The 24,083-nt window shown below is 53.4% G+C and carries 22 protein-coding genes; 8 read left to right on the top strand and 14 right to left on the bottom strand.

The window, feature by feature from the left end:
* The first annotated feature begins 167 nt into the window (after nucleotides 1-167).
* Nucleotides 168-1,049: a MurR/RpiR family transcriptional regulator gene (locus tag J4645_RS03845; RefSeq protein WP_000433674.1), complete on the top strand. Its 882-nt coding sequence runs from the start codon at nucleotides 168-170 to the stop codon at nucleotides 1,047-1,049.
* Nucleotides 1,050-1,154: 105 nt separating this feature from the next.
* Here J4645_RS03845 and phoH read toward each other — a convergent pair whose 3' ends face one another.
* Nucleotides 1,155-1,943, bottom strand: a complete 789-nt coding sequence (gene phoH, locus J4645_RS03840; RefSeq protein WP_000533527.1) for a phosphate starvation-inducible protein PhoH — start codon at nucleotides 1,941-1,943, stop codon at nucleotides 1,155-1,157.
* 892 nt (nucleotides 1,944-2,835) lie between these two features.
* Nucleotides 2,836-4,344: a sodium/proline symporter PutP gene (gene putP / locus J4645_RS03835; protein ID WP_001018467.1), complete on the bottom strand. Its 1,509-nt coding sequence runs from the start codon at nucleotides 4,342-4,344 to the stop codon at nucleotides 2,836-2,838.
* A gap of 421 nt (nucleotides 4,345-4,765) precedes the next feature.
* Between putP and putA the strand changes: the two genes are divergently transcribed.
* Complete coding sequence (putA, locus tag J4645_RS03830; protein ID WP_023204328.1) at nucleotides 4,766-8,728, top strand: trifunctional transcriptional regulator/proline dehydrogenase/L-glutamate gamma-semialdehyde dehydrogenase; 3,963 nt, start codon at nucleotides 4,766-4,768, stop codon at nucleotides 8,726-8,728.
* A gap of 58 nt (nucleotides 8,729-8,786) precedes the next feature.
* The gene (locus J4645_RS03825) at nucleotides 8,787-9,182 is read left to right on the top strand and encodes a lysozyme inhibitor LprI family protein (protein WP_000821064.1); all 396 of its coding nucleotides are present in this window, start codon (nucleotides 8,787-8,789) and stop codon (nucleotides 9,180-9,182) included.
* On the opposite strand, the gene rutR is transcribed toward J4645_RS03825, so the two are convergent.
* Nucleotides 9,179-9,817 carry an HTH-type transcriptional regulator RutR gene (gene rutR / locus J4645_RS03820; RefSeq protein WP_000083128.1) on the bottom strand — a complete coding sequence of 213 codons (639 nt, stop codon included), beginning with the start codon at nucleotides 9,815-9,817 and terminating at the stop codon, nucleotides 9,179-9,181. The two genes, J4645_RS03825 and rutR, sit on opposite strands and share 4 nt — an antisense overlap.
* 136 nt (nucleotides 9,818-9,953) lie before the next feature.
* Nucleotides 9,954-10,121, bottom strand: a complete 168-nt coding sequence (locus tag J4645_RS03815; protein WP_001273663.1) for a general stress protein — start codon at nucleotides 10,119-10,121, stop codon at nucleotides 9,954-9,956.
* Between the two features lie 384 nt (nucleotides 10,122-10,505).
* Here J4645_RS03815 and wrbA point away from each other — a divergent pair, with 384 nt between their 5' ends.
* Nucleotides 10,506-11,102: an NAD(P)H:quinone oxidoreductase gene (gene wrbA, locus J4645_RS03810; RefSeq protein WP_001062898.1), complete on the top strand. Its 597-nt coding sequence runs from the start codon at nucleotides 10,506-10,508 to the stop codon at nucleotides 11,100-11,102.
* 20 nt (nucleotides 11,103-11,122) lie between these two features.
* Nucleotides 11,123-11,350 carry a YccJ family protein gene (locus J4645_RS03805; RefSeq protein WP_001143125.1) on the top strand — a complete coding sequence of 76 codons (228 nt, stop codon included), beginning with the start codon at nucleotides 11,123-11,125 and terminating at the stop codon, nucleotides 11,348-11,350.
* 33 nt (nucleotides 11,351-11,383) lie between these two features.
* Here the strand turns inward: J4645_RS03805 and agp are convergent, their stop codons facing one another.
* From agp to J4645_RS03780, 5 genes are all read right to left on the bottom strand, one after another.
* Nucleotides 11,384-12,625: a bifunctional glucose-1-phosphatase/inositol phosphatase gene (gene agp, locus J4645_RS03800; protein ID WP_017440948.1), complete on the bottom strand. Its 1,242-nt coding sequence runs from the start codon at nucleotides 12,623-12,625 to the stop codon at nucleotides 11,384-11,386.
* Nucleotides 12,626-12,757: 132 nt separating this feature from the next.
* A complete protein-coding gene (locus tag J4645_RS03795; RefSeq protein ID WP_000907523.1) occupies nucleotides 12,758-13,264 on the bottom strand; it encodes a protein disulfide oxidoreductase in 507 nt (168 codons plus the stop codon).
* A complete protein-coding gene (locus J4645_RS03790; protein ID WP_000876690.1) occupies nucleotides 13,254-13,877 on the bottom strand; it encodes a DsbA family protein in 624 nt (207 codons plus the stop codon). The genes J4645_RS03795 and J4645_RS03790 overlap by 11 nt, the downstream gene beginning before the upstream one ends.
* Nucleotides 13,874-15,760: a protein-disulfide reductase DsbD domain-containing protein gene (locus tag J4645_RS03785; RefSeq protein WP_023214759.1), complete on the bottom strand. Its 1,887-nt coding sequence runs from the start codon at nucleotides 15,758-15,760 to the stop codon at nucleotides 13,874-13,876. The genes J4645_RS03790 and J4645_RS03785 overlap by 4 nt, the downstream gene beginning before the upstream one ends.
* Nucleotides 15,761-15,808: 48 nt before the next feature.
* A complete protein-coding gene (locus J4645_RS03780) occupies nucleotides 15,809-16,171 on the bottom strand; it encodes a copper resistance protein (RefSeq protein ID WP_001118902.1) in 363 nt (120 codons plus the stop codon).
* Between the two features lie 235 nt (nucleotides 16,172-16,406).
* Here J4645_RS03780 and cbpA point away from each other — a divergent pair, with 235 nt between their 5' ends.
* The 3 genes from cbpA (at nucleotide 16,407) to J4645_RS03765 (ending at nucleotide 18,648) form a co-directional block, all read left to right on the top strand.
* Nucleotides 16,407-17,327, top strand: coding sequence for a curved DNA-binding protein (cbpA, locus tag J4645_RS03775; RefSeq protein WP_000420603.1), 921 nt, complete (start codon nucleotides 16,407-16,409; stop codon nucleotides 17,325-17,327).
* A complete protein-coding gene (gene cbpM, locus J4645_RS03770; protein WP_023214758.1) occupies nucleotides 17,327-17,632 on the top strand; it encodes a chaperone modulator CbpM in 306 nt (101 codons plus the stop codon). Before cbpA ends, cbpM begins: the two co-directional genes overlap by 1 nt.
* Nucleotides 17,633-18,285: 653 nt before the next feature.
* Nucleotides 18,286-18,648 carry an anti-adapter protein IraM gene (locus J4645_RS03765; protein ID WP_001537781.1) on the top strand — a complete coding sequence of 121 codons (363 nt, stop codon included), beginning with the start codon at nucleotides 18,286-18,288 and terminating at the stop codon, nucleotides 18,646-18,648.
* A gap of 407 nt (nucleotides 18,649-19,055) precedes the next feature.
* On the opposite strand, the gene J4645_RS03760 is transcribed toward J4645_RS03765, so the two are convergent.
* From J4645_RS03760 to hpaH, 5 genes are all read right to left on the bottom strand, one after another.
* Nucleotides 19,056-19,994 carry an MBL fold metallo-hydrolase gene (locus J4645_RS03760; RefSeq protein ID WP_000976558.1) on the bottom strand — a complete coding sequence of 313 codons (939 nt, stop codon included), beginning with the start codon at nucleotides 19,992-19,994 and terminating at the stop codon, nucleotides 19,056-19,058.
* A gap of 13 nt (nucleotides 19,995-20,007) precedes the next feature.
* Nucleotides 20,008-20,904 carry a 4-hydroxyphenylacetate catabolism regulatory protein HpaA gene (gene hpaA, locus J4645_RS03755; RefSeq protein WP_000336602.1) on the bottom strand — a complete coding sequence of 299 codons (897 nt, stop codon included), beginning with the start codon at nucleotides 20,902-20,904 and terminating at the stop codon, nucleotides 20,008-20,010.
* 9 nt (nucleotides 20,905-20,913) lie between these two features.
* Entirely contained in the window at nucleotides 20,914-22,290 is a 1,377-nt protein-coding gene (gene hpaX / locus J4645_RS03750; protein ID WP_001285803.1) for a 4-hydroxyphenylacetate permease, read from the bottom strand.
* A gap of 72 nt (nucleotides 22,291-22,362) precedes the next feature.
* The gene (gene hpaI / locus J4645_RS03745; RefSeq protein WP_000785061.1) at nucleotides 22,363-23,154 is read right to left on the bottom strand and encodes a 4-hydroxy-2-oxoheptanedioate aldolase; all 792 of its coding nucleotides are present in this window, start codon (nucleotides 23,152-23,154) and stop codon (nucleotides 22,363-22,365) included.
* A gap of 10 nt (nucleotides 23,155-23,164) precedes the next feature.
* The gene (gene hpaH / locus J4645_RS03740) at nucleotides 23,165-23,968 is read right to left on the bottom strand and encodes a 2-oxo-hept-4-ene-1,7-dioate hydratase (protein WP_000884795.1); all 804 of its coding nucleotides are present in this window, start codon (nucleotides 23,966-23,968) and stop codon (nucleotides 23,165-23,167) included.
* Nucleotides 23,969-24,083: the final 115 nt, after the last annotated feature.

Genomic DNA, 24,083 nt, shown 5'->3' with positions numbered 1-24,083 from the left:
ACAGATTACTCTCCAGTGATGTTCTGTCATAAGTTGGCAACGCGATGTAAATATTCCCCCTCCTTTACTTACATCGCGCTTTTTTTCATGCCGCAGACTTGATAGGCTCTGCTCTGTTCGATATTGCAGGCTTTGTGCCGCAATCAGCCCTCAAGAGCAGGAACTATATGGAGCCTCAACCCCCACGTCTTAAACCCGGAAAAATCCTTGATACTCTGGGTGCTATGCAAAAAAGCCTGACACGTGCCTCCCAGCGTATTGCGCAATATATTTTAGCCTTCCCCAGACAGGTGACACAGTCATCTATTGCCGATTTGTCGCGCGAAACACAGGCCGGAGAAGCCACGGTTATTCGCTTTTGTCGCACCCTGGGCTATAAAGGTTTTCAGGATTTTAAAATGGACCTGGCCATTGAACTTGCCACTACCGAGTCTGATGACAGTAGTCCTCTACTGGATGCCGAAGTTAGCGAATCCGACGATGCCCACGCCATTGGTTTAAAATTGCAGAACACCATTAGTAATGTATTATCTGAAACGCTAAATCTGCTTGATATGCAACAGGTTCTCGGTGTCGTGGACGCCCTACGTCACTGTCACTCAGTTTATATCTTTGGTGTGGGCTCATCGGGGATCACGGCGCTGGATATGAAACACAAGCTAATGCGTATTGGTTTACGGGGCGATGCGGTAAGCAATAACCATTTTATGTACATGCAGGCTACGCTATTAAAAGCAGGCGATGTCGCGATGGGTGTCAGTCACTCGGGCACATCGCCAGAAACAGTGCATTCACTCCGATTGGCCCGACAGGCTGGCGCCACCACAGTCGCCATTACCCATAATCTGGGTTCTCCATTATGTGAAGAGGCCGATTTTTGCCTGATCAATGGTAATCGGCAAGGAATGTTGCAGGGTGACTCGATCGGTACGAAAGCCGCGCAGCTTTTCGTCTTTGACCTGCTCTATACCCTTCTTGTACAGTCCTCGCCGGAACAGGCCCGAGAAAGCAAATTACGGACAATGAATGCCCTGGACATGACAAAATAATTCCTTTCCCGTACAGGCGTCATTTTCCTTTTTTGTCCATGAGTCTGCTGGATGCTTTATAGATAACAAAGCCCGGTTTCCCGGGCTCTGAAAGTCAATGCTATATTAGCTGTATGCGTGAAGCGTTCGCTGACAAAGCGCCGAGCGCACGCAGTCGTCTTTGTTGAAATGCACAATCCCTACCATTTCATCTTCTTCAAAGCGTTCCAACGCATCGCTCAACCCGGAACGCACGCCGCGCGGCAGGTCGCATTGCGTAATATCGCCATTGACAATGACCGTGACATTTTCGCCTAATCGCGTCAAAAACATTTTCATTTGCGCCGCAGTCACATTTTGCGCCTCATCGAGGATCACGACCGCATTTTCAAAAGTACGCCCACGCATATAGGCGAACGGGGCAATTTCAACCTTACCGATTTCCGGGCGCAAACAATATTGCATAAAGGACGCGCCCAACCGTTTAAGCAGGACATCGTAGACGGGACGAAAATAAGGCGCGAATTTTTCAGCGATATCACCGGGCAAAAAACCAAGGTCTTCATCAGCTTGCAATACCGGACGCGTCACAATGATCCTCTCGACGTCCTTATGAATCAATGCTTCTGCCGCCTTTGCCGCACTGATCCATGTTTTCCCGCAGCCGGCTTCGCCGGTCGCAAAAATAAGCTGTTTACTGTCGATAGCGTTCAGATAATGCGCCTGTGCTTCATTTCGCGCCTTAACAGGCGAGGTATCGCGACTATCGCGCGCCATGCCAATGGCTTCTACTCCGCCCATCTGTACCAGTGACGTGACCGATTCTTCTTCACGTTGCTTATGACTACGCGAATCTCGTCTCAACACACGCTTTGCTTCACGACGAGCTTTGATCACTGCTTTTTGTCTTCCCATGGATAGCACCTTGAGTTGTAGGTATACATCACCCGCGTTCTCTTGAACGCGATTATGCGCACACACATCTGAGGGTTGGCTTCCTTGTAAGCCTTAGCTTGCTTTTTGAAACGACGCCACACACGGCTACGCGCACCACATATGACGTCATGGGTATGGACAGTAAGAGAAATGATGAGAGCTTTTAAGATGACAAGACCACCACCGGAGAGAGAATGTCCGTACAGGGTGTTGTAACTACTGTAAACAATGTGTCCTGGTGCGGACATTACCATTCGCGATCTCCATAGTGAGTGACCATCACTGCCGGGGAACTACCGCTATTACTACTAAGTACAACACAAAACATCAATAATGCAACAATATATTCACCAAATATTAACCAAACATTATTGCGTCATTGTCAGTCTCTTACAGAAAGATTACACGATTATTTCATCGGCAGGAGACTAAAAAAGATAATCATTAGCTACTGCGGGTATTAATGCTGAAAACATCCATAACCCATTGAATATTGAACATATATAAGGTTAAAATGGAATAATTAACGTGTCCTCTCTCCCATCGCTAAAACGGCATTATTTATGCAAAATTTTGTGCGGCATACTTACGCCAGTAACGCTGACTTGTTTTAATTTTTGTCATTATTCTATTGCGTCAAGGCTATTGGTACCATTAACAGGCGATTTCATATATGGCTAGTTAGTGATTACTCGAGATGTATTACGCCCGCGTTAACGGCGCTCAAGGGCTAAAAATAGTTTGAGAGTGCGTCCTCATTTACCTGAACATCTTCAGTCAATCGGTCCGGGACTTATCAGAGGACCAGGCGGGCGTATAACGCCGCCTGGTAAAATATGTCCGATGGCAATAATGCTATCGGACATGTCGGTTATTCCGCCTGTAGCTTCGACGGCGGCGCGGAATGATAATGCGCGTCCGCTTTTGCAAAGCGTTCCTGCATCGCTGCTGTCGGCGCTTTGCCAAGCAGGCTAAAGATTACGATCCCCAGGCTGCCGAAAATGAAGCCAGGGATGATCTCATACAGATCCAGCCAGCCATATTGTTTCCAGACGATAACCGTCACCGCGCCAATAATCATTCCCGCCAGCGCGCCGTTACGTGTCATACGCGACCACATCACAGAAAACAGGACAACAGGTCCAAATGCCGCGCCGAATCCAGCCCAGGCGTAGCTCACCAGCCCCAGCACACGGTTATCGGGATTCGCCGCCAGCGCAATGGCGATCAGCGCTACCACCAGCACCATCACTCGCCCTACCCATACCAGCTCTTGCTGGCTGGCGCTTTTACGCAGAAAAGCCTTATATAAATCTTCCGTAATCGCGCTGGAGCATACCAGCAACTGACAGCTCAACGTCGACATCACCGCCGCCAGGATAGCAGACAGCAGAACACCGGCAATCCACGGGTTAAACAGGATCTGCGCCAGTTCAATAAATACGCGCTCTGAGTTTTGGTTCACCGCCCCGGCCAGCGCGGGGTTATTGTTAAAGTACGCAATGCCAAAGAAGCCCACCGCCACCGCGCCCGCCAGACACAGAATCATCCAGGTCATACTGATACGACGCGCATGAACAATGCTGTGATGGGAGTCCGCCGCCATAAAGCGCGCCAGGATATGCGGCTGACCGAAGTAACCCAGTCCCCAGCCCATCAGGGAAATAATGGCGACAAAATTCAGCCCCTTGAGCATGTCGACATTCTCGATGCTCTTTTGCTTGATCACCTCCAGCGACTCGCTAAAACCGCCTACGCCGACAATAACCATCACCGGCGTCAGGATTAACGCAAAAATCATCAGGCTGGCCTGAACGGTATCCGTCCAGCTAACGGCAAGAAACCCGCCGATAAAGGTATAAATAATGGTTGCCGCGGCCCCCGCCCACAGTGCGGTTTCATAGCTCATACCGAAGGTGCTTTCGAACAGTCGTGCTCCAGCGACAATACCTGACGCGCAATAGATAGTGAAAAACAGCAGAATGACCAGCGCGGAAATAATACGCAGGACTCGGCTCTTATCCTCAAACCGACCGGTAAAATAGTCCGGCAACGTGAGCGCGTTATTGTTAAATTCGGTATGCACGCGCAGGCGCCCGGCCACCAGCTTCCAGTTAATCCATGCGCCTAACGTCAGGCCAATGGCGATCCAGCTTTCAGAGATCCCCGACAGAAAGATAGCGCCAGGCAGCCCCATTAACAGCCAGCCGCTCATATCCGACGCGCCGGCTGATAAAGCCGTAACAAACGGCCCCAGGCTGCGACCGCCAAGAATATAGTCATCAAAGTTTTTGGTTGAGCGCCAGGCGATAAACCCAATCAATATCATGCCAAAAATATAGACACAGAATGTCACCAACATCGGTGTGCTAATAGCCATCAAGGTTCTCCAAATTTATTTATTGGCACTACCGTAGCGTGCCGTTTTGTACCCTGCCGGAACGTGGCAAGGGTGTTATGTTTACCAGGGCGACCGTATCCTGCCGGAAGCGGTGGTTATTCACAATCGATTTAACACACCATTTACATCAAATTTGATTGCAGAGGGATACTATTTTTCTCCAGGTTGCACTCTCTCACATTTTTTGCGGTTGCACCTTTTAAAAGTGTTAACTACCGCAGAGAAAATAAATCCAGATGGTTTTCCCCGTCAGACTCCCACTTTCTTTTTTTAACAATTTATTCATTTTTAAGCTTGCAACGCAGGTCACATTTAACGCGGTTGCACAAAGTTGCAACATAGTGGATATTTTCCGCTAACTATTGGTTAGCAGATAGAGCGAATAACAGGAGTAGAGGGTATGGGAACCACCACGATGGGGGTTAAGCTGGACGACGCCACGCGCGAACGGATCAAAATGGCCGCCTCGCGTATCGATCGCACGCCGCACTGGTTAATAAAACAGGCAATCTTTAGCTATCTGGACAAGCTGGAAAATAGCGATACGCTACCGGAGCTACCTGCGCTGTTTGCCGGCGCGGCAAATGAAAGCGAGGAGCCGGTCGCGCCGCAGGATGAGCCGCATCAGCCCTTTCTGGAGTTTGCCGAACAGATTCTTCCCCAATCCGTCTCTCGCGCCGCCATCACTGCCGCCTGGCGCCGCCCGGAGACCGATGCGGTGTCAATGCTAATGGAACAGGCGCGCCTGTCGCCGCCTGTCGCTGAGCAGGCGCATAAACTGGCGTATCAACTGGCGGAGAAATTGCGCAATCAAAAATCCGCCAGCGGTCGCGCGGGTATGGTGCAAGGCCTGTTGCAGGAGTTTTCCCTCTCTTCGCAAGAAGGCGTAGCGCTGATGTGTCTGGCGGAAGCGCTGCTGCGTATTCCCGACAAAGCTACGCGCGATGCGTTAATTCGCGACAAAATCAGTAATGGCAACTGGCAGTCGCATATTGGCCGTAGCCCGTCGCTGTTTGTAAACGCCGCCACCTGGGGGCTGCTCTTTACCGGCCGCCTGGTCTCAACGCATAACGAAGCCAATCTTTCGCGCTCGCTGAACCGCATTATCGGCAAGAGCGGCGAACCGTTAATCCGCAAAGGCGTCGACATGGCGATGCGTTTAATGGGCGAGCAGTTCGTGACTGGCGAAACCATTGCTCAGGCGCTGGCGAATGCCCGAAAACTGGAAGAGAAAGGGTTCCGCTATTCTTACGATATGCTGGGCGAAGCCGCGTTAACCGCCGCCGATGCGCAGGCCTATATGGTTTCTTACCAGCAAGCGATTCATGCCATCGGCAAAGCGTCTAACGGTCGCGGTATTTACGAAGGGCCAGGCATCTCGATTAAGCTGTCCGCCCTGCATCCACGCTATAGTCGCGCGCAATACGATCGGGTAATGGAGGAGCTTTATCCGCGCCTGAAATCCCTGACGCTGCTGGCGCGCCAGTATGATATCGGTCTCAATATCGACGCCGAAGAGGCGGATCGTCTGGAGATCTCGCTCGATCTGCTGGAAAAACTCTGCTTCGAACCCGAACTGGCGGGCTGGAACGGCATTGGCTTTGTGATCCAGGCTTACCAGAAACGCTGCCCGCTGGTCATTGATTATTTAGTCGATCTGGCCTCCCGTAGCCGCCGTCGGCTGATGATTCGTCTGGTGAAAGGCGCCTACTGGGATAGCGAGATCAAACGCGCGCAAATGGAAGGGCTGGAGGGTTATCCGGTTTATACCCGCAAAGTGTATACCGATGTCTCTTATCTGGCCTGTGCGAAAAAATTGCTCGCCGTCCCTAATCTGATCTACCCGCAGTTCGCGACCCATAACGCACACACACTGGCGGCGATTTATCATCTGGCCGGGCAAAATTACTATCCGGGTCAGTACGAATTCCAGTGCCTGCACGGCATGGGCGAACCGCTGTATGAACAGGTCACCGGTAAAGTAGCGGACGGAAAACTTAACCGTCCCTGCCGTATTTACGCGCCGGTGGGAACACACGAAACCCTGCTGGCCTATCTGGTACGACGCCTGCTGGAAAACGGCGCCAACACCTCTTTTGTCAACCGCATCGCCGATGCCACCCTACCGCTCGATGAACTGGTGGCCGACCCGGTCGAGGCCGTGGAAAAACTGGCGCAGCAGGAAGGTCAGGCTGGCATACCGCATCCGAAAATTCCGCTGCCGCGCGATCTGTACGGCGAAGGTCGGATAAACTCCGCCGGACTTGATTTAGCGAATGAACATCGCCTCGCCTCGCTTTCTTCTGCCCTGTTAAGCAACGCCATGCAGAAATGGCAGGCCAAACCTGTGCTGGAACAACCGGTGGCCGACGGTGAGATGACGCCGGTTATCAACCCGGCGGAACCGAAAGATATTGTCGGCTGGGGACGCGAAGCGACAGAAAGCGAGGTTGAACAGGCATTGCAAAACGCGGTCAATCAGGCGCCGGTTTGGTTTGCGACGCCGCCGCAAGAACGCGCCGCCATTTTGCAGCGGGCGGCGGTATTGATGGAAGACCAAATGCAGCAGTTGATTGGCCTGTTGGTGCGCGAAGCGGGGAAAACGTTCAGCAACGCCATTGCCGAAGTGCGCGAAGCGGTAGACTTCCTCCATTATTATGCCGGTCAAGTGCGTGACGATTTCGATAACGAAACGCATCGCCCGTTAGGGCCGGTGGTCTGTATCAGTCCGTGGAACTTCCCGCTGGCCATTTTCACCGGCCAAATCGCCGCCGCGCTGGCGGCAGGTAACAGCGTTCTGGCGAAACCGGCAGAGCAGACATCGCTGATTGCCGCCCAGGGCATTGCCATTTTGCTGGAAGCGGGCGTACCGCCGGGCGTCGTGCAACTGTTGCCGGGACGGGGAGAAACCGTCGGCGCCCAGCTTACCGCCGATGCGCGTGTACGCGGCGTGATGTTTACCGGTTCCACGGAGGTCGCGACGTTGTTGCAGCGCAACATCGCCACGCGTCTTGACGCCCAGGGCCGCCCTATTCCGTTGATTGCGGAAACTGGCGGTATGAACGCTATGATTGTCGACTCTTCCGCGCTCACCGAGCAGGTGGTCGTGGATGTGCTGGCTTCCGCTTTCGACAGCGCCGGACAACGCTGTTCCGCGCTCCGCGTGCTGTGTTTGCAGGACGATATCGCCGAACATACGCTGAAAATGTTACGCGGCGCGATGGCGGAGTGTCGGATGGGGAATCCAGGCCGTCTGACGACCGATATCGGGCCGGTGATTGATAGCGAGGCCAAAGCCAACATCGAGCGTCATATCCAGACGATGCGCGCCAAAGGCCGCCCGGTTTTCCAGGCCGCGCGTGAAAACAACGATGACGCGCAGGAATGGCAGACCGGTACGTTTGTTATGCCCACGCTTATTGAGTTGGAAAACTTCGCAGAACTGGAAAAAGAGGTCTTCGGGCCCGTGCTGCATGTCGTGCGTTATAACCGTAACCAACTGGCGGAGCTTATCGAACAGATTAACGCTTCCGGCTACGGGCTAACGCTGGGCGTACATACCCGTATTGATGAAACCATTGCGCAAGTCACCGGTTCCGCCCATGTCGGCAACCTGTACGTTAACCGTAATATGGTGGGCGCGGTTGTCGGCGTCCAGCCGTTTGGCGGCGAAGGCCTGTCCGGTACCGGGCCAAAAGCGGGGGGGCCGCTCTACCTCTACCGCCTGCTGGCACACCGCCCGCCCAATGCGCTCAATACGACGCTAACTCGTCAGGATGCGCGTTACCCGGTGGATGCGCAGCTTAAAACCACGCTACTCGCGCCGTTGACCGCCCTGACGCAATGGGCGGCGGATCGCCCGGCGCTACAGACGCTCTGCCGACAATTCGCCGATCTGGCGCAGGCCGGCACGCAGCGCCTGCTACCGGGGCCGACCGGCGAGCGCAATACCTGGACGTTGTTGCCGCGTGAACGGGTATTATGCCTGGCTGATGACGAACAGGACGCGCTGACGCAGCTTGCCGCCGTTCTCGCCGTCGGCAGTCAGGCGCTATGGTCAGACGACGCCTTCCACCGCGATCTGGCGAAACGTCTCCCCGCCGCCGTTGCGGCGCGTGTCCAGTTTGCGAAAGCGGAAACGCTGATGGCGCAGCCGTTTGACGCGGTGATTTTCCACGGCGACTCCGACAAGCTGCGAACCGTGTGCGAAGCCGTCGCCGCCCGCGAAGGCGCAATAGTGTCGGTACAGGGGTTCGCCCGCGGCGAAAGCAATATGCTGCTGGAACGGCTCTATATTGAACGTTCGCTGAGCGTAAACACTGCTGCCGCTGGCGGTAATGCCAGCCTGATGACAATTGGCTAATACTGTGGTTAATTAAGGCTCCGTCAATGGAGCCTTTTTACTCGCGTCAGAGGAGCGTATGAAACGAATTTTCCTTACCTGCGCGGCGTTGTTGTTCAGCAGCCAGGCGTTGGCCGATGAGTGTGCCAGCGCCAGTACGCAGCTGGAAATGAATCGCTGCGCCGCCGCGCAATACCAGGCGGCAGATAAAAAGCTGAACGAAACCTATCAAAGCGCGCTTAAGCGTGCGCAACCGCCGCAGCGCGAGCTGTTGCAAAAAGCGCAGGTGGCATGGATTGCCCTGCGGGACGCCGATTGCGCTCTGATTCGCTCAGGTACGGAGGGCGGCAGCGTGCAACCCATGATCGCCAGCCAGTGCCTGACCGATAAAACGAACGAACGCGAAGCGTTTTTAGCCTCGCTGCTGCAATGTGAAGAGGGGGATTTGAGCTGCCCACTGCCGCCAGCCGGTTAACGCACGCGAATCCCTTCAATAATAATGCGCTGAACGCTTTCGACCGTTTGGTTGAAAAAGGCTTCATCGCGAAGCGTCGCGCCGGTTACCGCCTCAACCTGAGGGGCAAAATCGGCGTAATGTTGCGTGGCGGCCCAAATCATGAAGATCAAATGGTGCGGGGAGACAGGCGCCAGTTTCCCGCTGTGCACCCATCCGGCAATCAGCGCGGATTTTTCATCTATCAACGCTTTTAGATCGCCGGTCAGTTCCTCCATTAAGAGCGGCGCGCCCGCCAGCATCTCCATGCAGAAGAGCCGCGACGCCTGCGGATAATCACGCGAAACCTCCAGCTTGAGACGGATATACTCTTTGATGGCCTCCAGAGGGGAAAATTCTGCGCGAAACGCCTTGAGCGGCGCCAGCCAGACATCCAGGATCTGTCGCATTACCGCGACATACAGCGCCTCTTTCGAGGGATAATAATAAAGCAGATTGGTTTTGGAGACGCCTGCCCGCTCGGCGACCTGCTCAAGACGCGCGCCATGAATGCCATACTGGGAAAAAACAGCAAGCGCGGCGGTTAAGATAAGCTGCCGTTTTGCACCGGTGGCCTGCGAGCGTTTCCCGATTTTTTTCTCTGTGCGTTGCGACATGCGCCCTCTCCTTTTTGTCAAGACGCAAGCATACCAAATCCGGCTTATAAACAAAAAAACCGCCGGAAATCCGGCGGCGGTGGCGCATGACGCTTTTTAGCGCGAAACGCTCAGCGTCTTGCTGTTGTGACGCAGGCTAGCTATTACGGTTACTGCTTTTGCCCCCTTTTTTGCCTGCTTCGGATGCACGCTGCGGGTCATTCTTAAAATTGCCCCCGCTGTGCTGACCACCTTTACGACCTGCTTCTGATGCTCTTTCGCGGTCTTCCGCAAAATTACCGGAACCGCCACGATGGTTTGCCATTACTGACCTCCGTCATAGATTAGACATCATATTGCATAGGTAATGAGGAGTATCTCCTCGCGCAGCGTATGAACGATATCATCAGTAACGCCGCGTAAAATTAAGCATAGTGAAAAACGCCGTGGTAGGCCGCTTACCGAAATATTCTGCAACATCGGAAGCCGAATACGCAGAATAATAACCATAAGAAATAAATAAGTTATTCTTATATTTAGAAAAATCAAAGCGCTTAAAAATGTATCATTTTGCAACAAAGATCGCCAAATTAATTATTGTTATAAATCAAAGAAATGGCGCTGAAATTTGCACTCTTCACAGGAGAGCATATCTTTAAATAGACGTAGCGAATCGCTACACACCTGATTAATCTGAGGAGTAGTACAAATGGCAAAGATTCTGGTGCTCTATTATTCCATGTACGGACACATTGAAACCATGGCGCATGCGGTGGCGGAAGGGGCAAAGAAAGTCGACGGCGCAGAGGTCATTATAAAGCGTGTGCCAGAAACAATGCCGCCTGAAATCTTCGCAAAAGCTGGCGGTAAAACACAAAACGCACCGGTTGCCACCCCACAGGAGCTGGCGGATTACGATGCCATTATTTTTGGTACGCCAACCCGGTTTGGCAATATGTCAGGCCAGATGCGTACCTTCCTGGACCAAACCGGCGGACTGTGGGCATCCGGCGCGCTATACGGCAAGCTCGGCAGCGTGTTCAGTTCTACCGGAACGGGCGGCGGCCAGGAGCAGACCATCACCTCGACCTGGACTACGCTTGCCCATCATGGGATGGTGATTGTCCCGATAGGCTATGCCGCACAGGAACTGTTTGACGTCTCCCAGGTTCGCGGCGGCACGCCTTATGGCGCAACGACTATCGCCGGAGGCGACGGTTCACGTCAACCAAGCCAGGAGGAACTCTCTATCGCTCGCTATCAGGGGGAATACGTCGCCGGTCTGGCAGTCAAACTCAACGGCTAATCTTCAACAGGAGGATTCGAATGCCAACTCAAGAAGCAAAAGCGCACCGCGTCGGCGAATGGGCAAGCCTGCGTAATACGTCGCCGGAAATTGCCGAAGCCATTTTTGAAGTCGCTCACTATGACGAGAAACTGGCAGAAAAAATATGGGAAGAAGGTAGCGATGAGGTGCTGATCAAAGCCTTTGAGAAAACGGACAAAGACTCGCTCTTCTGGGGCGAACAAATCATCGAACGTAAGAACGTATAACACAAACGCCCCCGCCTGCGCGGGGGCATACGGCTATTTTGCGGCAGTGTTCATGACGTTATCGAATTTATCCAGCGGACAGAAGCCGTTCGCATCCACCGGACATCCTTTCAGTTCCAGGGTTACCCTTTGCGCGGGCGATTTGAGCGTTAACGCTTCCGCGTTACGTAACTGCCGGGCGCTCTGGTAGACATACTCGATTTTCATCAAATCCCGGTTGGCGTTGCCGTCATGCCAGCGTTGGAAGACAAGCTGACCGCCAATCGGCGTTCTCTCATACTGGTCATGGAGCTGATAGGGTTTAAAATCCAGCGCCGTCAGCAGCGACGCGATATTGGAATCATGCCCCACCAGCACGGTCACCTTCGGCGCGCTAACGCGATCGGCAACCAGCACCTTATCGATATATTTCACCAGCGGCGCAGCGACATTGCGCGCCACCGTGGGTGAGGTAAACAGGCTGTCCTGGTAGCCGTTTTTCAGTTTTGACAGCACCTTCCACTGCCGATCGGTGTGGATGCCGCCCCAGGCGACCTGATCCATCGGAAACCCTTCGTAATATTGCAGGGTAAACGCATCCACCAGCGAGTTCCCTACTTTCAGCGGCCCCTGCACGCCAGGCTCTTGCTGATAGTTCGCGCTGAAGGTATCTTTCGCGTCGATTAGCGAACACTGATGCTTCTCTTTGCAGGACGGCGAGTCCTGATAATGCGTTATCTGCTCAAGCAGTTTATAACTCTCATCAAGATGTAGCTGACTACGCGCCTTTTCCATCGCCTGTACGGCCTGTTGCCGGAACGCGGCGGAATCATCGGTAATTACTGGATTGAAGGTAGGGTCCATAGTGCCCATTTTTTCCTGATGATGAACAGGAATATCACAGCCGGGGAAAGCGCCAGTAATGAAAAATTGCGCGGTGGCGACGGTGCGCTGCAAACTATTCGCATAGGCATATACCGTGTCGGGCGCCGGACATTCTCCCGACGGTATCAGCCTCTGCGCGACCAGCCATTCACGTGTGTAGTGTCCCATATAGACTTCCAGCACGCCGCCTTTCGTCGTCAGCTGCCCACCGGGAACGTCCCACGCCGGCCAGGCGTTCGGCGTCGACTGCGCCAGTACGCTGCCATTATTCGCCAGCGGCGCCCGCAGATTATGGCGGCTCATCATCAGCACCTGTTGTAATTGATAACCCTCCGGCGTTGTCTGCGCCTGTACGGCGGATGACAACAAAACAGCCCCTGCCACAGCAACAGCGAGTAATGATTTTTTCATCCCTATGACCTCTTGTTGTTATCAAATCGTTCTGAGTGTGACAGAAATGGATCATTTTTCCGGGAACGATTTCGCAAAACGGGGGTTTTTCTTACAGTAAACGCGTTAGCGCCGGGAAACCCCGGCGCATATTCAGAACGTTTTTGCCCACCATAGCCGAAGCTTCATGCCCCAATAGCTGGTCCAGCCGCTGGTGGTGAACACAACCCGACCTTGTGAAACCACCACCAGCGTTGGCGTCACGCTGATTTCCCAGCCAGCGGATAAGGCGCCATTAGCATCATTGACGACCGGAAAGTCAACGCCCTTGCGCGCCAGCCAGCGGGCAACCTCAGCGTCATCGCCGGAGCGGAGCGCAACGGTCATGACGTTTTCCCCTTCCGCCGCCAGGCGAGCGACCGCAGGCGTAGTAAAGCGGCATACCCCGCACCAGCTGGCCCAAAAATAGAGCAGTACGGGGCGTTCTTCGCTCAATGTCGCCAGCGTTGTCGACTCTCCCGTCAGCGTATGTAACGGTGTCGCGGCAAACGCCGGAGGCGCCTGCGGCGCGCGCCAGACGTCCATGACCACCATTATCGCGATGAGGAGCGCCAGAAAAACCGCGGCTTCGCGCAGCCAACGCCGCAGTTTACCCGCCATTGGCAGCCGCCAGTTTTTCTTTCACCACCGCTTCCAGCGTATCCCAGGGCACCGCGCCCGGAATCAGCTCGTCGCCAATGATCGTCGCTGGCGTTCCTTGCACGCCGACCAGCCTTGCCAACTGCAAATTAGTGCGTATCGTTTCCATGCTTTTTTCATCCAGAGTCACTGGCGTAGCCCCTGCTTTCTGCTGGGCCTGTTTAATACTGTCATCCGTATGGTAACCGCGCTTTTGCATGAGTTTTTCATGTAGCGCGAGGAACTGTTGCGGATGCTCGCGCCAGGTGGTCAGCGCAATACGCGCCGCCAGTACGGAACTCTCTCCTTTGAATGGTAGCGGTTTAATAATGACCGCAACGTCAGGATATTTCTGCACAATCTTTTCCAGCATCGGATCGAGCTGTTTGCAGTACGGGCAGTTGTAATCCGTAAAGTTCACCAGCGTCAGCTTAGGGTGTTTAGCGCCTATCCGCGGGCTGGCAGGATCGTTAAACAACGCCGCATGGATCAGATTTTCAATCTGCTTTTCCTGATCCGGCGTAAAAGGAGCGGTTTCTTGCGCGATGCTCAGCGTCGAAAACAGCGCCAGCAGCAAAACAATCATGTATTTCATTGGGTTATTCCTTTCGCTTTTTTCAACGTTTGTAATACCGCATCGCGGGTCAGCAAAGTGGGCAGTGCCTCCCCTTCCGGCAAGCCGGGGCCATATACCTGATTAAACGGCACGGCGACCTGGCCACGCGTTTTCAGAAAATCTGTAATGGCATCGGACGGCAGCGTCCAGTCTCCCCGCAGCGCCACAACATCCGGCTGTTGCAAGGCGGCCTGCACATCCTCTTTTTGCAGGACGTTGTATTTATTCACTTTACAGGTAATACACCAGTCCGCAGTGACATCGACAAATACCCGCTTATGCTGCGCCAGCGCCGACTGAATTGCCTGTTCACTCAACGGTTGCCACTGAACAGTATCTTGCGCGCTCTTTGACGCAGTGAAGCCGAAATGCGGCAGGAGTAACGTCGCCAGCCAGATAGCCGACCCCAGCATCATCAGACCGAGGATCCTGCGCAGGACATTCATCCAGCGCCCGGGGCGCGGTAAACGTAGCGCAAGCCCTGGTCGTATCGCGACCAGTAGCCACGGCGCGCTCATTCCCAGGCCAAGCGCAAGGAACAGCCCCCACAGCGTCGGCAGCGACGCCGTGAGCGCCACGGCGACCGCCGTGCCCAGAAACGGCGCGCTACAAGGCGTCGCCAGCAGCGTGGCGAATGCCCCCTGCCAGAAATGTCCCGACATACCGTTACCGCCGTAAGTGGCCAGTTTCGTGGTCATAGATGAGGGAAGCCTGAACTCAAAAAGCCCGAACAGGCTGGCGCTAAACAACAACATCACCAGCGCCATAAAACCAATAAACCATGCATTCTGGAACTGAACTCCCCAGGCCAGCGCATGGTTTGACAGGCGAAGGAGGGTCATAAACGCCGCCAGCGCCATAAATGACGCAATGATACCGGCGACCGAAGCCAAAAATTGTCGCCTGATGTGAGAGCGGCTTTTTTCCTCTACCAATAAAATAGAGCCAAGTTTCATGCCCAGAACCGGCAGTACGCAGGGCATTAAATTAAGAATCAGTCCGCCGATCAGCGCCATCATTACAACTTGCCAGAAAGGTAGCGCCGCATTGTCCGGCGTTTGCGCTGGCGCAGCGCCAATGGTTTGCGTGCTCTCCTGGGCGATAGCGCCATCGGCTAACACGAGGGTCAGCGATTTGTTGCGCAAATCGGGCGCCTTTTCGCCCCAACTGTCCGTCACCGGCACCGTCGCCTGTAACCTGTCGCCCTCTACGCGCAGGCGAGGCTTCGCAAAATCGACGTCATCTATGGTGTCAAGATAGAGCCCGGGCGATGACCAGCCCGCCGCTCGCGTAGCAGTGACCACCAGTTCTCCCGGGCGATAGCCGACGTCAAGCGAGTCCGTTAGCCCACTGCGGAGCGGAACTTTACCCATCGCCCGCGCATAGTCATGGGCAAAATCGGCATTCTGCACAGTGGGCGTCACGGAAAAGGGGTAATCGGTCAACAGACAAACATTGCTGCAGGTTGATAACGTCAACACGCCGCTCAAGGTCGCCGGCGGCGTACCGCGCACGATCATCGGAAAGGTCACCTCGTCGTGATATCCCTGGGTGGTGATATTCGCCACATCAAAGCGCGAGGGGGTTGGCCAGAACCAGTTTACCTCAGGCATGTCGCCTTTCCAGGCGATAGAGGGCGCCACGCCCCCTTCCCCCGGCGCGCGCCAGTAGGTTTTCCAGCCGTTTTCCAGTTTGACATCCAGCAACAGCCGGGTCTCACCGTTAGCGGACGTATCGGCACGTAGCCGTATGCTGGCATGGTCGTTATCGGGCGAACGCAGCCAGCCGCTTTCCGCCGCCCAGGAGACGGGCAGCCAAAGCCATAACAGGCAGAACAGTATCCGCCTGAACAAAATCATCATATTTTTTCTCCGTGAATGAGTAAGTAACCGTTAGCAATAACCGGTCTGTCATTCACGGAAGACACAAAATCGTAGATGTACCCGTAATGTGGGCGGCGAAATAGCCCGTGGAGGCGAAAACGGCAGGCGCATGACCCGGACAGGCGCCAGTAAGGAAAGCAGTAGACAAAGCGCAAGGATAGCGCCTTCAAAGAGTACCGGAGGCGCCGCCAGCAGCGACTTGGCGCTTAATTCACAGGGAGTGACCGGCGAGCCGTCATCTGTAGAAGAGGGAGCGCTGACCACCGCAGCAGAGGCCGTCGCCTGCATCTGCAAGGCGTGCAGGCCCGCCATGCGTTGCGCGGTACAAACCATTACCACGACACATGCAAGGCAAAGAAACCACCAGCCCATCCGTTGTTGTTTCGCCATTGCGCCCTCACTGTTTAACGCGAGTTATCTTAGCCACTGGCGCGGTTTTGGCAACCTTTCCCCTGTAAAGTTATGTCGGCGCGCTGCGCAACCTTCTGATAGTCGAACAGCGTAATTTATTCTTACTAATGATATAACTGGTGTTTTCATACGCACTTTTCAGGTTTACCCTACACTTAGTGGAGAAACCTTTTTGGGGTCCCTTCTGTATGTATTGATTTAGCGAGATGATGCTATGGAACTTAAGGATTATTACGCCATTATGGGCGTGAAACCGACGGACGATCTCAAGACGATTAAGACCGCCTATCGCCGACTGGCCCGCAAGTACCATCCAGATGTCAGCAAAGAACCCGATGCCGAAGCCCGTTTCAAAGAGGTTGCTGAAGCATGGGAAGTGCTGAGTGATGAGCAACGGCGCGCCGAGTATGACCAGTTATGGCAACACCGTAACGATCCACAATTTAATCGCCAGTTCCAGCAACACGAAGGCCAACCGTATAACGCCGAAGATTTTGATGATATTTTCTCGTCTATTTTTGGTCAGCACGGTCGCCATTCGCACCACCGCCACGCCGCACGCGGTCATGATATCGAAATTGAAGTGGCGGTATTCCTGGAAGAAACGCTGGAAGAGCACCAGCGTACGATTAGCTATTCCGTCCCCGTTTATAACGCGTTCGGTCTGGTGGAGCGGGAAATTCCCAAAACATTGAATGTGAAAATCCCGGCTGGCGTCAGCAACGGGCAACGAATCAGACTGAAAGGCCAGGGCACGCCGGGGGAAAACGGCGGACCTAATGGCGATTTATGGCTCGTTATCCATATTGCCCCGCATCCGCTCTTTGATATCGTCAATCAGGATCTGGAAGTCGTCCTTCCGCTTGCCCCATGGGAGGCGGCGCTCGGCGCTAAGGTGTCTGTACCAACGCTTAAAGAGCGTATTTTGCTGACCATTCCCCCCGGCAGCCAGGCAGGTCAGCGGCTGCGTATCAAAGGAAAAGGATTAGCCAGTAAAAAGCACACTGGCGATCTCTATGCCATCATCAAAATCGTTATGCCGCCGAAACCTGACGAGAAAACAGCTGCCCTGTGGCAACAACTGGCGGACGCGCAGTCGTCCTTTGACCCACGCCAGCAATGGGGGAAAGCATAATGGCTAACATCACTGTCACCTTTACCATCACCGAATTTTGTTTGCACACCGGCGTGACGGAAGAGGAGCTAAACGAAATCGTCGGACTTGGCGTAATTGAGCCTTACGAAGACGATCACGCCGACTGGCAATTCGACGATCGCGCAGCGAGCGTGGTACAACGCGCGCTACGCTTACGCGAGGAGCTGGCGCTCGACTGGCCTGGGATCGCGGTCGCGTTAACGCTGCTGGAAGAGAATTCACGGCTGCGCGAAGAAAACCGGTTACTGCTGCAACGCCTTTCTCGCTTTATCTCGCATCCCTAATCCACGATAAAGGCAATAAACCGAGGGTGGGCTTTCTGCCCGCCCCGGATTTACATGCACCCGGTATAATACCAGAATGCCTCTGACATACTTCCCCCAACGGAAGAAATATAGCCTTTCACCGCGCACAACCCGATCAACGAACCGCCAATGTCAGCCATTAATGCGCCATTGCGAAGATCATCGTTTAAATAAAGACCAGCCACAAGTTCACATTTTTTAGATACGTCGGTTATTTTTACACGTTAGCGATCATTTATTGCCTGAAGAATATATTCTTTCACTGTTTTGTACTCTCTGGTTGATACGTACCTTCTCCCTGTCAATACCGGGTAAAATGTACCGCTGCGCTTACAGGTTGCAGTATTTATAAATAAGAAATACAACAGTCACTTACAGTTTAATAATTGAGCGTTATAACATCCACTGCCGCCCAATATTTACACCACGTATAAAATACAAAAATGTAATAGAATGTAAACAAAATAAGAGCATAAAATAAATAACTTATTAAAAAATCAATATAAATAGAGTGGTCAATAAAAAACGATCGTTTTCAACGAGTTATGTTTCTCAGATTTTCATCTATCCTGAATAGGCTTGCGGAAAATGTAATTTACACCATTGACTATTTCACTTAAAAGGTTTCTGTAATGGAATGGAAGGTCGTTGATACAGTTATAAGTCCCTCTACCGGAGTATCGTTCTCATGCATACATAGCCTAAAAAATCTTAGATTGACCTTATGGTATCAGGCAGATGTTTACATGCCTCCAGGTAGCATTATCATCCCCTTTAATAAGGGGGTCTTAATAAACGATAAACTTTATCCCGTTACTGTTTACAACGTTACCAGGTTTAATCCTGTTCTATGGAAATCGCTTAAAGAAAATAGCCACTGTCCTGGTAACTGCAATCCTAAACCAGAAGCCTGCAGTTATCCTTTCGAGTGTCTGGTATCCGTTTGTCCATTTGGTTTAACCAGAAATATTCAAATAGATAATAAGAAAGTTTAGGAAATAAAGTATGCATTAGCCATACTACTGATTAAGTGTATTCGCGCACGTTTGCAGTATTTTGCAGTTAAATATGTTTGATATAAAAATTGTACAGTTCGGATATTTTTTGATTCGTTTAATCTAACCTTCACTTTGGCAACGAGGAGCCGGTACAGAGGATATTACTGATGGCCGGCAGACAAAGAAACGCATTGCTTTTAACACTGTATAAATTCCATCCGTGACATTCTTATTTAGTAATATTTCACCAGAGCAATCATCTTACCTTTATTGTGCATAAAAATCAGCAAGTAGTGTTTAGAAAAAATAATGTTTTAGACAAAAGCTCTGCGTGTCATGCTGATCGCCAAAAGCATAACAGGCTGACATCATGTCAGCCCGTGGGTTTACCCCTGCCCTGATACTTACGGTACGCTTATCGTCATATTGTCATGACCGACAATGACAGGGCCCGGGTAATTTTTCATGGCTTCCTGTTGCCAGACGTCATCCGCAACCGTCGCAGGCACCAGATGACTTAACACCAGTTTTTTCACGTGGGCCTCGCGAGCAATCTTACCGACATCTTCAATCGTGGTGTGATGCGACGCAATCGCTTCAGCCAGCGTTTTTCCGTTGCCAATACTATTAGCCAGTTTTGCTACCGAAGGGACATGTACCGCCTCATGTACCAGGATATCCGCCCCCTGGGCAAACGTTGCAAGCGGCGGAAACCAGGACGTATCGCCAGAGAAGACGATTCGCTTACCCTGGGTATCAAAACGGTAAGCAAACGCTTCACCGTCCGGGAAAGGGGAATGAGGCACTTTCAGCGCGCTTATTGTAACCAGTTCATCTTTATAGATGACGCCCTGGCTAATATCGGTCGCCTTAACCAGGTTGCGCGGATCGGGTTTCCCCTCTTCTTCCATGCGTAGCGTGATATCCCTGTCAAAGACCTTCCAGCTAGCCTTCGTCATCGCCTGGGTTCCCGGCGGGCCATACACCTGTATGGTATGGTCTTTCAGACCACTTGCCCAGGCATTCATCAGCAAGGAAGGATAATCCAGTATGTGGTCGCTGTGCAGATGGGTGAGCAAAATAGTATTGATGTTGCGCAGTGGAATGCCGTTTTTCACCAGTTGCAGACTGGCGCCGTAGCCGGCATCTATCAGCCATATTTTATCGCCGATAGTGAGCGCCGTCGCTTGCGGTAGTCTGGCTGTATTGAGCAAAGAAGGCCCGCCTTTGGTGCCCAGTAAAACAATGTTGATCTCTTGAGGCGCAGGAGCACCAGCAGCAATAGCAAGGTGGCTTTGCGCCAGCATACAAACCGCCAGCATAGCGACGCTTTTTTTCATCATGTTTTTACTCTTCTTAGTTGAGAAAAGAGGGAACTTCACGTTGGCGAAACTGCGAAGGAGAACAGCCAGCAAGGCGATTAAAGAAACGGGCGAAATAAGCCGGATCTTTAAAACCTAATTGCCAGGCGATCTCGTTGACAGCATTGTCGGAAAAAAGCAGCAGTCGTTTCGCCTCGCGTAATTGCCGATCAAAAATCAGGCGTTTAGGCGGGCGATTAGCAAAACGTCGGCAAATATCGGTCAAACGAGATTCGGTAATATGCAACTCGCAGGCATAATCGGGCACCGTCCAGTGCTGATGGAAGTGGTTGTCAATTAACAGGGTAAAGCGCTGAAAAAGTTTCAGTTCACCGCGCATCCCGGTTGCGGCGTGATCGTCCAGCTTCGCATTACGCAACAGCAAGGTAAATACCGCCTGCGCCAGTAGCACCAGGGTATGTTCGCAGCCAGCCAGTTGTTCCGTGGACTCCCGCTCAATTAGCTGCCAGTAATGTTTGAGCGCCGCCAGCTCGTTGGGTTTATCCGCCAGCGACAGACAGATCCCCGGCAAGCCGAAGGCCTCTCTGGTGCCGGGATAAAGCACTTCCAGCAGCGGCCAAACCAGCTCTTCGCGTACCGTCAGAACATGGCCATCGCTATCCGATTCGGTAATAAAAGCATGCGGCACCGAGGGCGGCGTAAGCACAAATAGCGGCGCCTGCACCGAATAGCGATGATCGTCGAGCTGTAGCTCAATCTGCCCGGTATCAAGAAAGTGCATTTGAAAAAACTGGTCGTGGCGATGCGCCTGCATATCACGACCAAAGAAATCCGCCATACGAGCAAACGACTGATAATGCACATCGTTACTGCCCATGCTTTCGTCATACTCTTTGCTGATATCAATATTGGCGATCGCACGTTGGCACATAGTTTCTCCTCAAGGGGTGGCGCGCGGACGCGATGCTTTCATGGGAATGAGCCAGATAATGGCAGCGCCGACGACTAACAGAGAAGCGACAAACCAGAGTCCGCTATTGAAGCTACCGGTGATATCTTTTAGCCAGCCAATCATAAACGGGCTAAGCGCGGAGCCAATATTGCCGGTGGCATTGATGACCGCAATGCCTATCGCCCTGGCGCGTAAACTGATCGACTGATCCGGCGTGGTCCAGAAGATCGCCATCGCGCTAAAGGAACCCGTGGATGCCATCACGATCCCCAGGAGCTGGATCAGGTTATGGTCGGTCGCCGACGCCAGCAGCCAGCCCGCGGCGGCAAACAGGAACGGCAACGCCGTGTGATGTTTACGCTCCTGATGTTTGTCCGAATGGCGGCTCCAGTAAATCATGCCCAGAATAGTACAAATCTGCGGGATCGCCGCCAGCAGGCCGATGGTGATATTGCTGCTGCCTTCATTAAAACTTTTCAGGATTTGCGGCGTCCAGATACTAATGGCGCTAAGCGTATTGGTAAGGCAAAAATAGGCCAGCGTATACATCAGTACAATTGGCGTGAATACTTCGCGCCACAGACTACGCTGCTGCATGGCGTTATGGCTGATGGCCCCCTCCGGCTGAACCAGCGTCAGGCGGTCATTATCCATCATCTCCTGCAAACATTTTTTATCCTCTGCCGTCAGCCATTTGGCTTTTGCCGGGGTATCATCCAGGTAAAACCACACCATAATGCCTAACAAAACTGACGGAAATCCTTCCAACAGGAATAACCACTGCCATCCATGCAGATTGAATATGCCGTCCAGCGATAAAATATAGCCGGAGACAATCGACCCCAATGCGGTGGTGGCCGGCATGGCAATCATAAATAATGCGTTGGCGCGAGCGCGGAAAAACGCCGGAAACCAGTAAGTTAAATAGAGCAATATTCCTGGCAAAAAGCCCGCTTCAGTAATGCCCACCAGCATTCGCAGCACATACAGGCTTTTCGGTCCCACCGCGAACATCGTGGCGGTAGATGCAATGCCCCATAGCACCATAATGGTCGCAATCCAGCGGCGGGCGCCGACGATGCTCAACATCACGTTGCTGGGAATGCCGAAAATGACGTAGGTGGCGTAAAACAGCGTCGTGGCAAGGCCAAACATGGTGGCGCTTAACCCCAGATCCTGCCCCATCGTCAACCCGGCAAAACCGATGTTGATACGGTCTAAAAACGAGAAGATAAACAACACGAATAAAAATACGATCAGTCGGCGGAACAATTTATTTATGACGGTTTGTTGACCCGTGCTGAGCGCGTTGTGCGAACTGACAGACTCAGGGCTTTCCGGAAGTGCAGATGATGTGTCGCTCATTTTTTTTCCTCTGATGGGAATTTTTGTAGGGTACTACGGTTGCCCGGTAGCGCTGCGCTTACCGGGCCAGGCTTAATAGACGCCGGACGCACCGGACAGCTTTTTTTCTGCGCCAAAGCGCGCCGCCAGCGCCTCCGCGCCGCGCGCCAGCAGCGTGGTGTCAACGCCGACGGCGACAAATAGCGCCCCCAGTTCCAGATAACGTTTCGCCAGTGCTTCATTGGCCATCAGAATCCCCGGCGCTTTCCCCGCCGCGCGTATCTGCACGATGGCGTTCTCAATCGCCGCCTGCACTTCCGGGTGCTGCGGATTGCCGGCAAAGCCCATATCGGCGCTAAGATCCGCCGGGCCAATAAACACGCCGTCAATGCCATCCACGTCGAGAATTGACGCCAGATTGCTCATCGCCTCACGCGTTTCAATCTGCACCAGTACGCACATGGCGTCGTTGGCCTGGTGGAGATAGTCCGGAATGCGATTCCAGCGCGATGCCCGCGCCAGCGCGCTGCCCACGCCGCGAATACCGGCAGGCGGATAACGCGTAGCCGCCACGGCGTTTCGCGCTTCATCGGCATTCTGCACCATCGGTATCAGCAGCGTTTGCGCGCCGACGTCGAGCAGTTGCTTAATCTGTACTGGATCGTTCCATGACGGACGCACCACCGGCTGGCTGGGATAAGGCGCAATCGCCTGCAACTGGGTCAACACCGTCTGCACGTTGTTTGGCGCGTGTTCGCCGTCAATCAGTAGCCAGTCGAAGCCGGCGCCCGCTAACAGTTCAGCGCTGTAACTGTTGGCAAGCCCCAGCCACAAACCGATTTGCGGGCGCCCCGCTTTTAACGCGTCTTTGAAAGCATTTTTCATCGTTTTTTCCTTACACAAACCGGCAACTGATCGCGCCCATGTTGCCGTAATCGACATGGAAGGTGTCGCCCTTGCGCGCCGGCACCGGGCGGGTGAACGAGCCGCCGAGGATGATCTGCCCGGCTTCAAGCTGGACATCGTAGGGGGCAAGCTTGTTCGCCAGCCACGCTACGCCGTTGGCCGGATGATTCAGCACGCCTGCGGCGACGCCGGTTTCTTCGATCACGCCGTTGCGATAGAGCAGCGCGGAGATCCAGCGCAGATCCAGCTCGTCTGGTTTGATGGGACGACCACCGAGGATCACCCCGGCGTTGGCGGCGTTGTCGGAAATGGTGTCGAACACTTTGCGCGGACGCTGGGTTTCCGGGTCGATGTTGTGGCTGCGGGCGTCAATCAGTTCCAGCGCCGGAATCACATAATCCGTGGCGTTGTAGACGTCGAACAGCGTGCAGTGAGGGCCGCGCAGCGGTTTCGCCAGCACGAACGCCAGCTCCACTTCAATACGCGGGACGATAAAACGGTCGGTGGGGATATCGCCGCCGTCATGGAAGAACATATCGTCAAGCAGCGCGCCGTAATCCGGTTCGCTGATTTGCGAGCTGGCCTGCATCGCTTTTGAGGTCAGGCCGATTTTGTGGCCTTTGAGCGTGCGCCCTTCGGCGATCTTGATATTGACCCATTCACGCTGTACGGCATAGGCATCTTCAATAGTGATGTTGGGATAATCCAGCGACACTGCGCGAATCTGTTCACGCTGTTTTTCAGCCTGATTAAGTCGCTGGGCGATCAGGGTATGGGTCTGTTTATCGAGCATAGTTGCTTCCTGTTACGTCATGCGGTGCTGCTGCGCCGGGTGGCGACGCGGGTGCGTCTTACCCGGCCTACGGTTCGGTATTGCTTCGCGCATCGTTTTTTTTGTAGGCCCGGTC

The sequence above is a fragment of the Salmonella sp. 32082101201600294FB01SM01 genome (assembly GCF_017572865.1).
GTDB lineage: Bacteria > Pseudomonadota > Gammaproteobacteria > Enterobacterales > Enterobacteriaceae > Salmonella > Salmonella enterica.
This window is presented reverse-complemented; position numbering and strand designations above follow the sequence as displayed.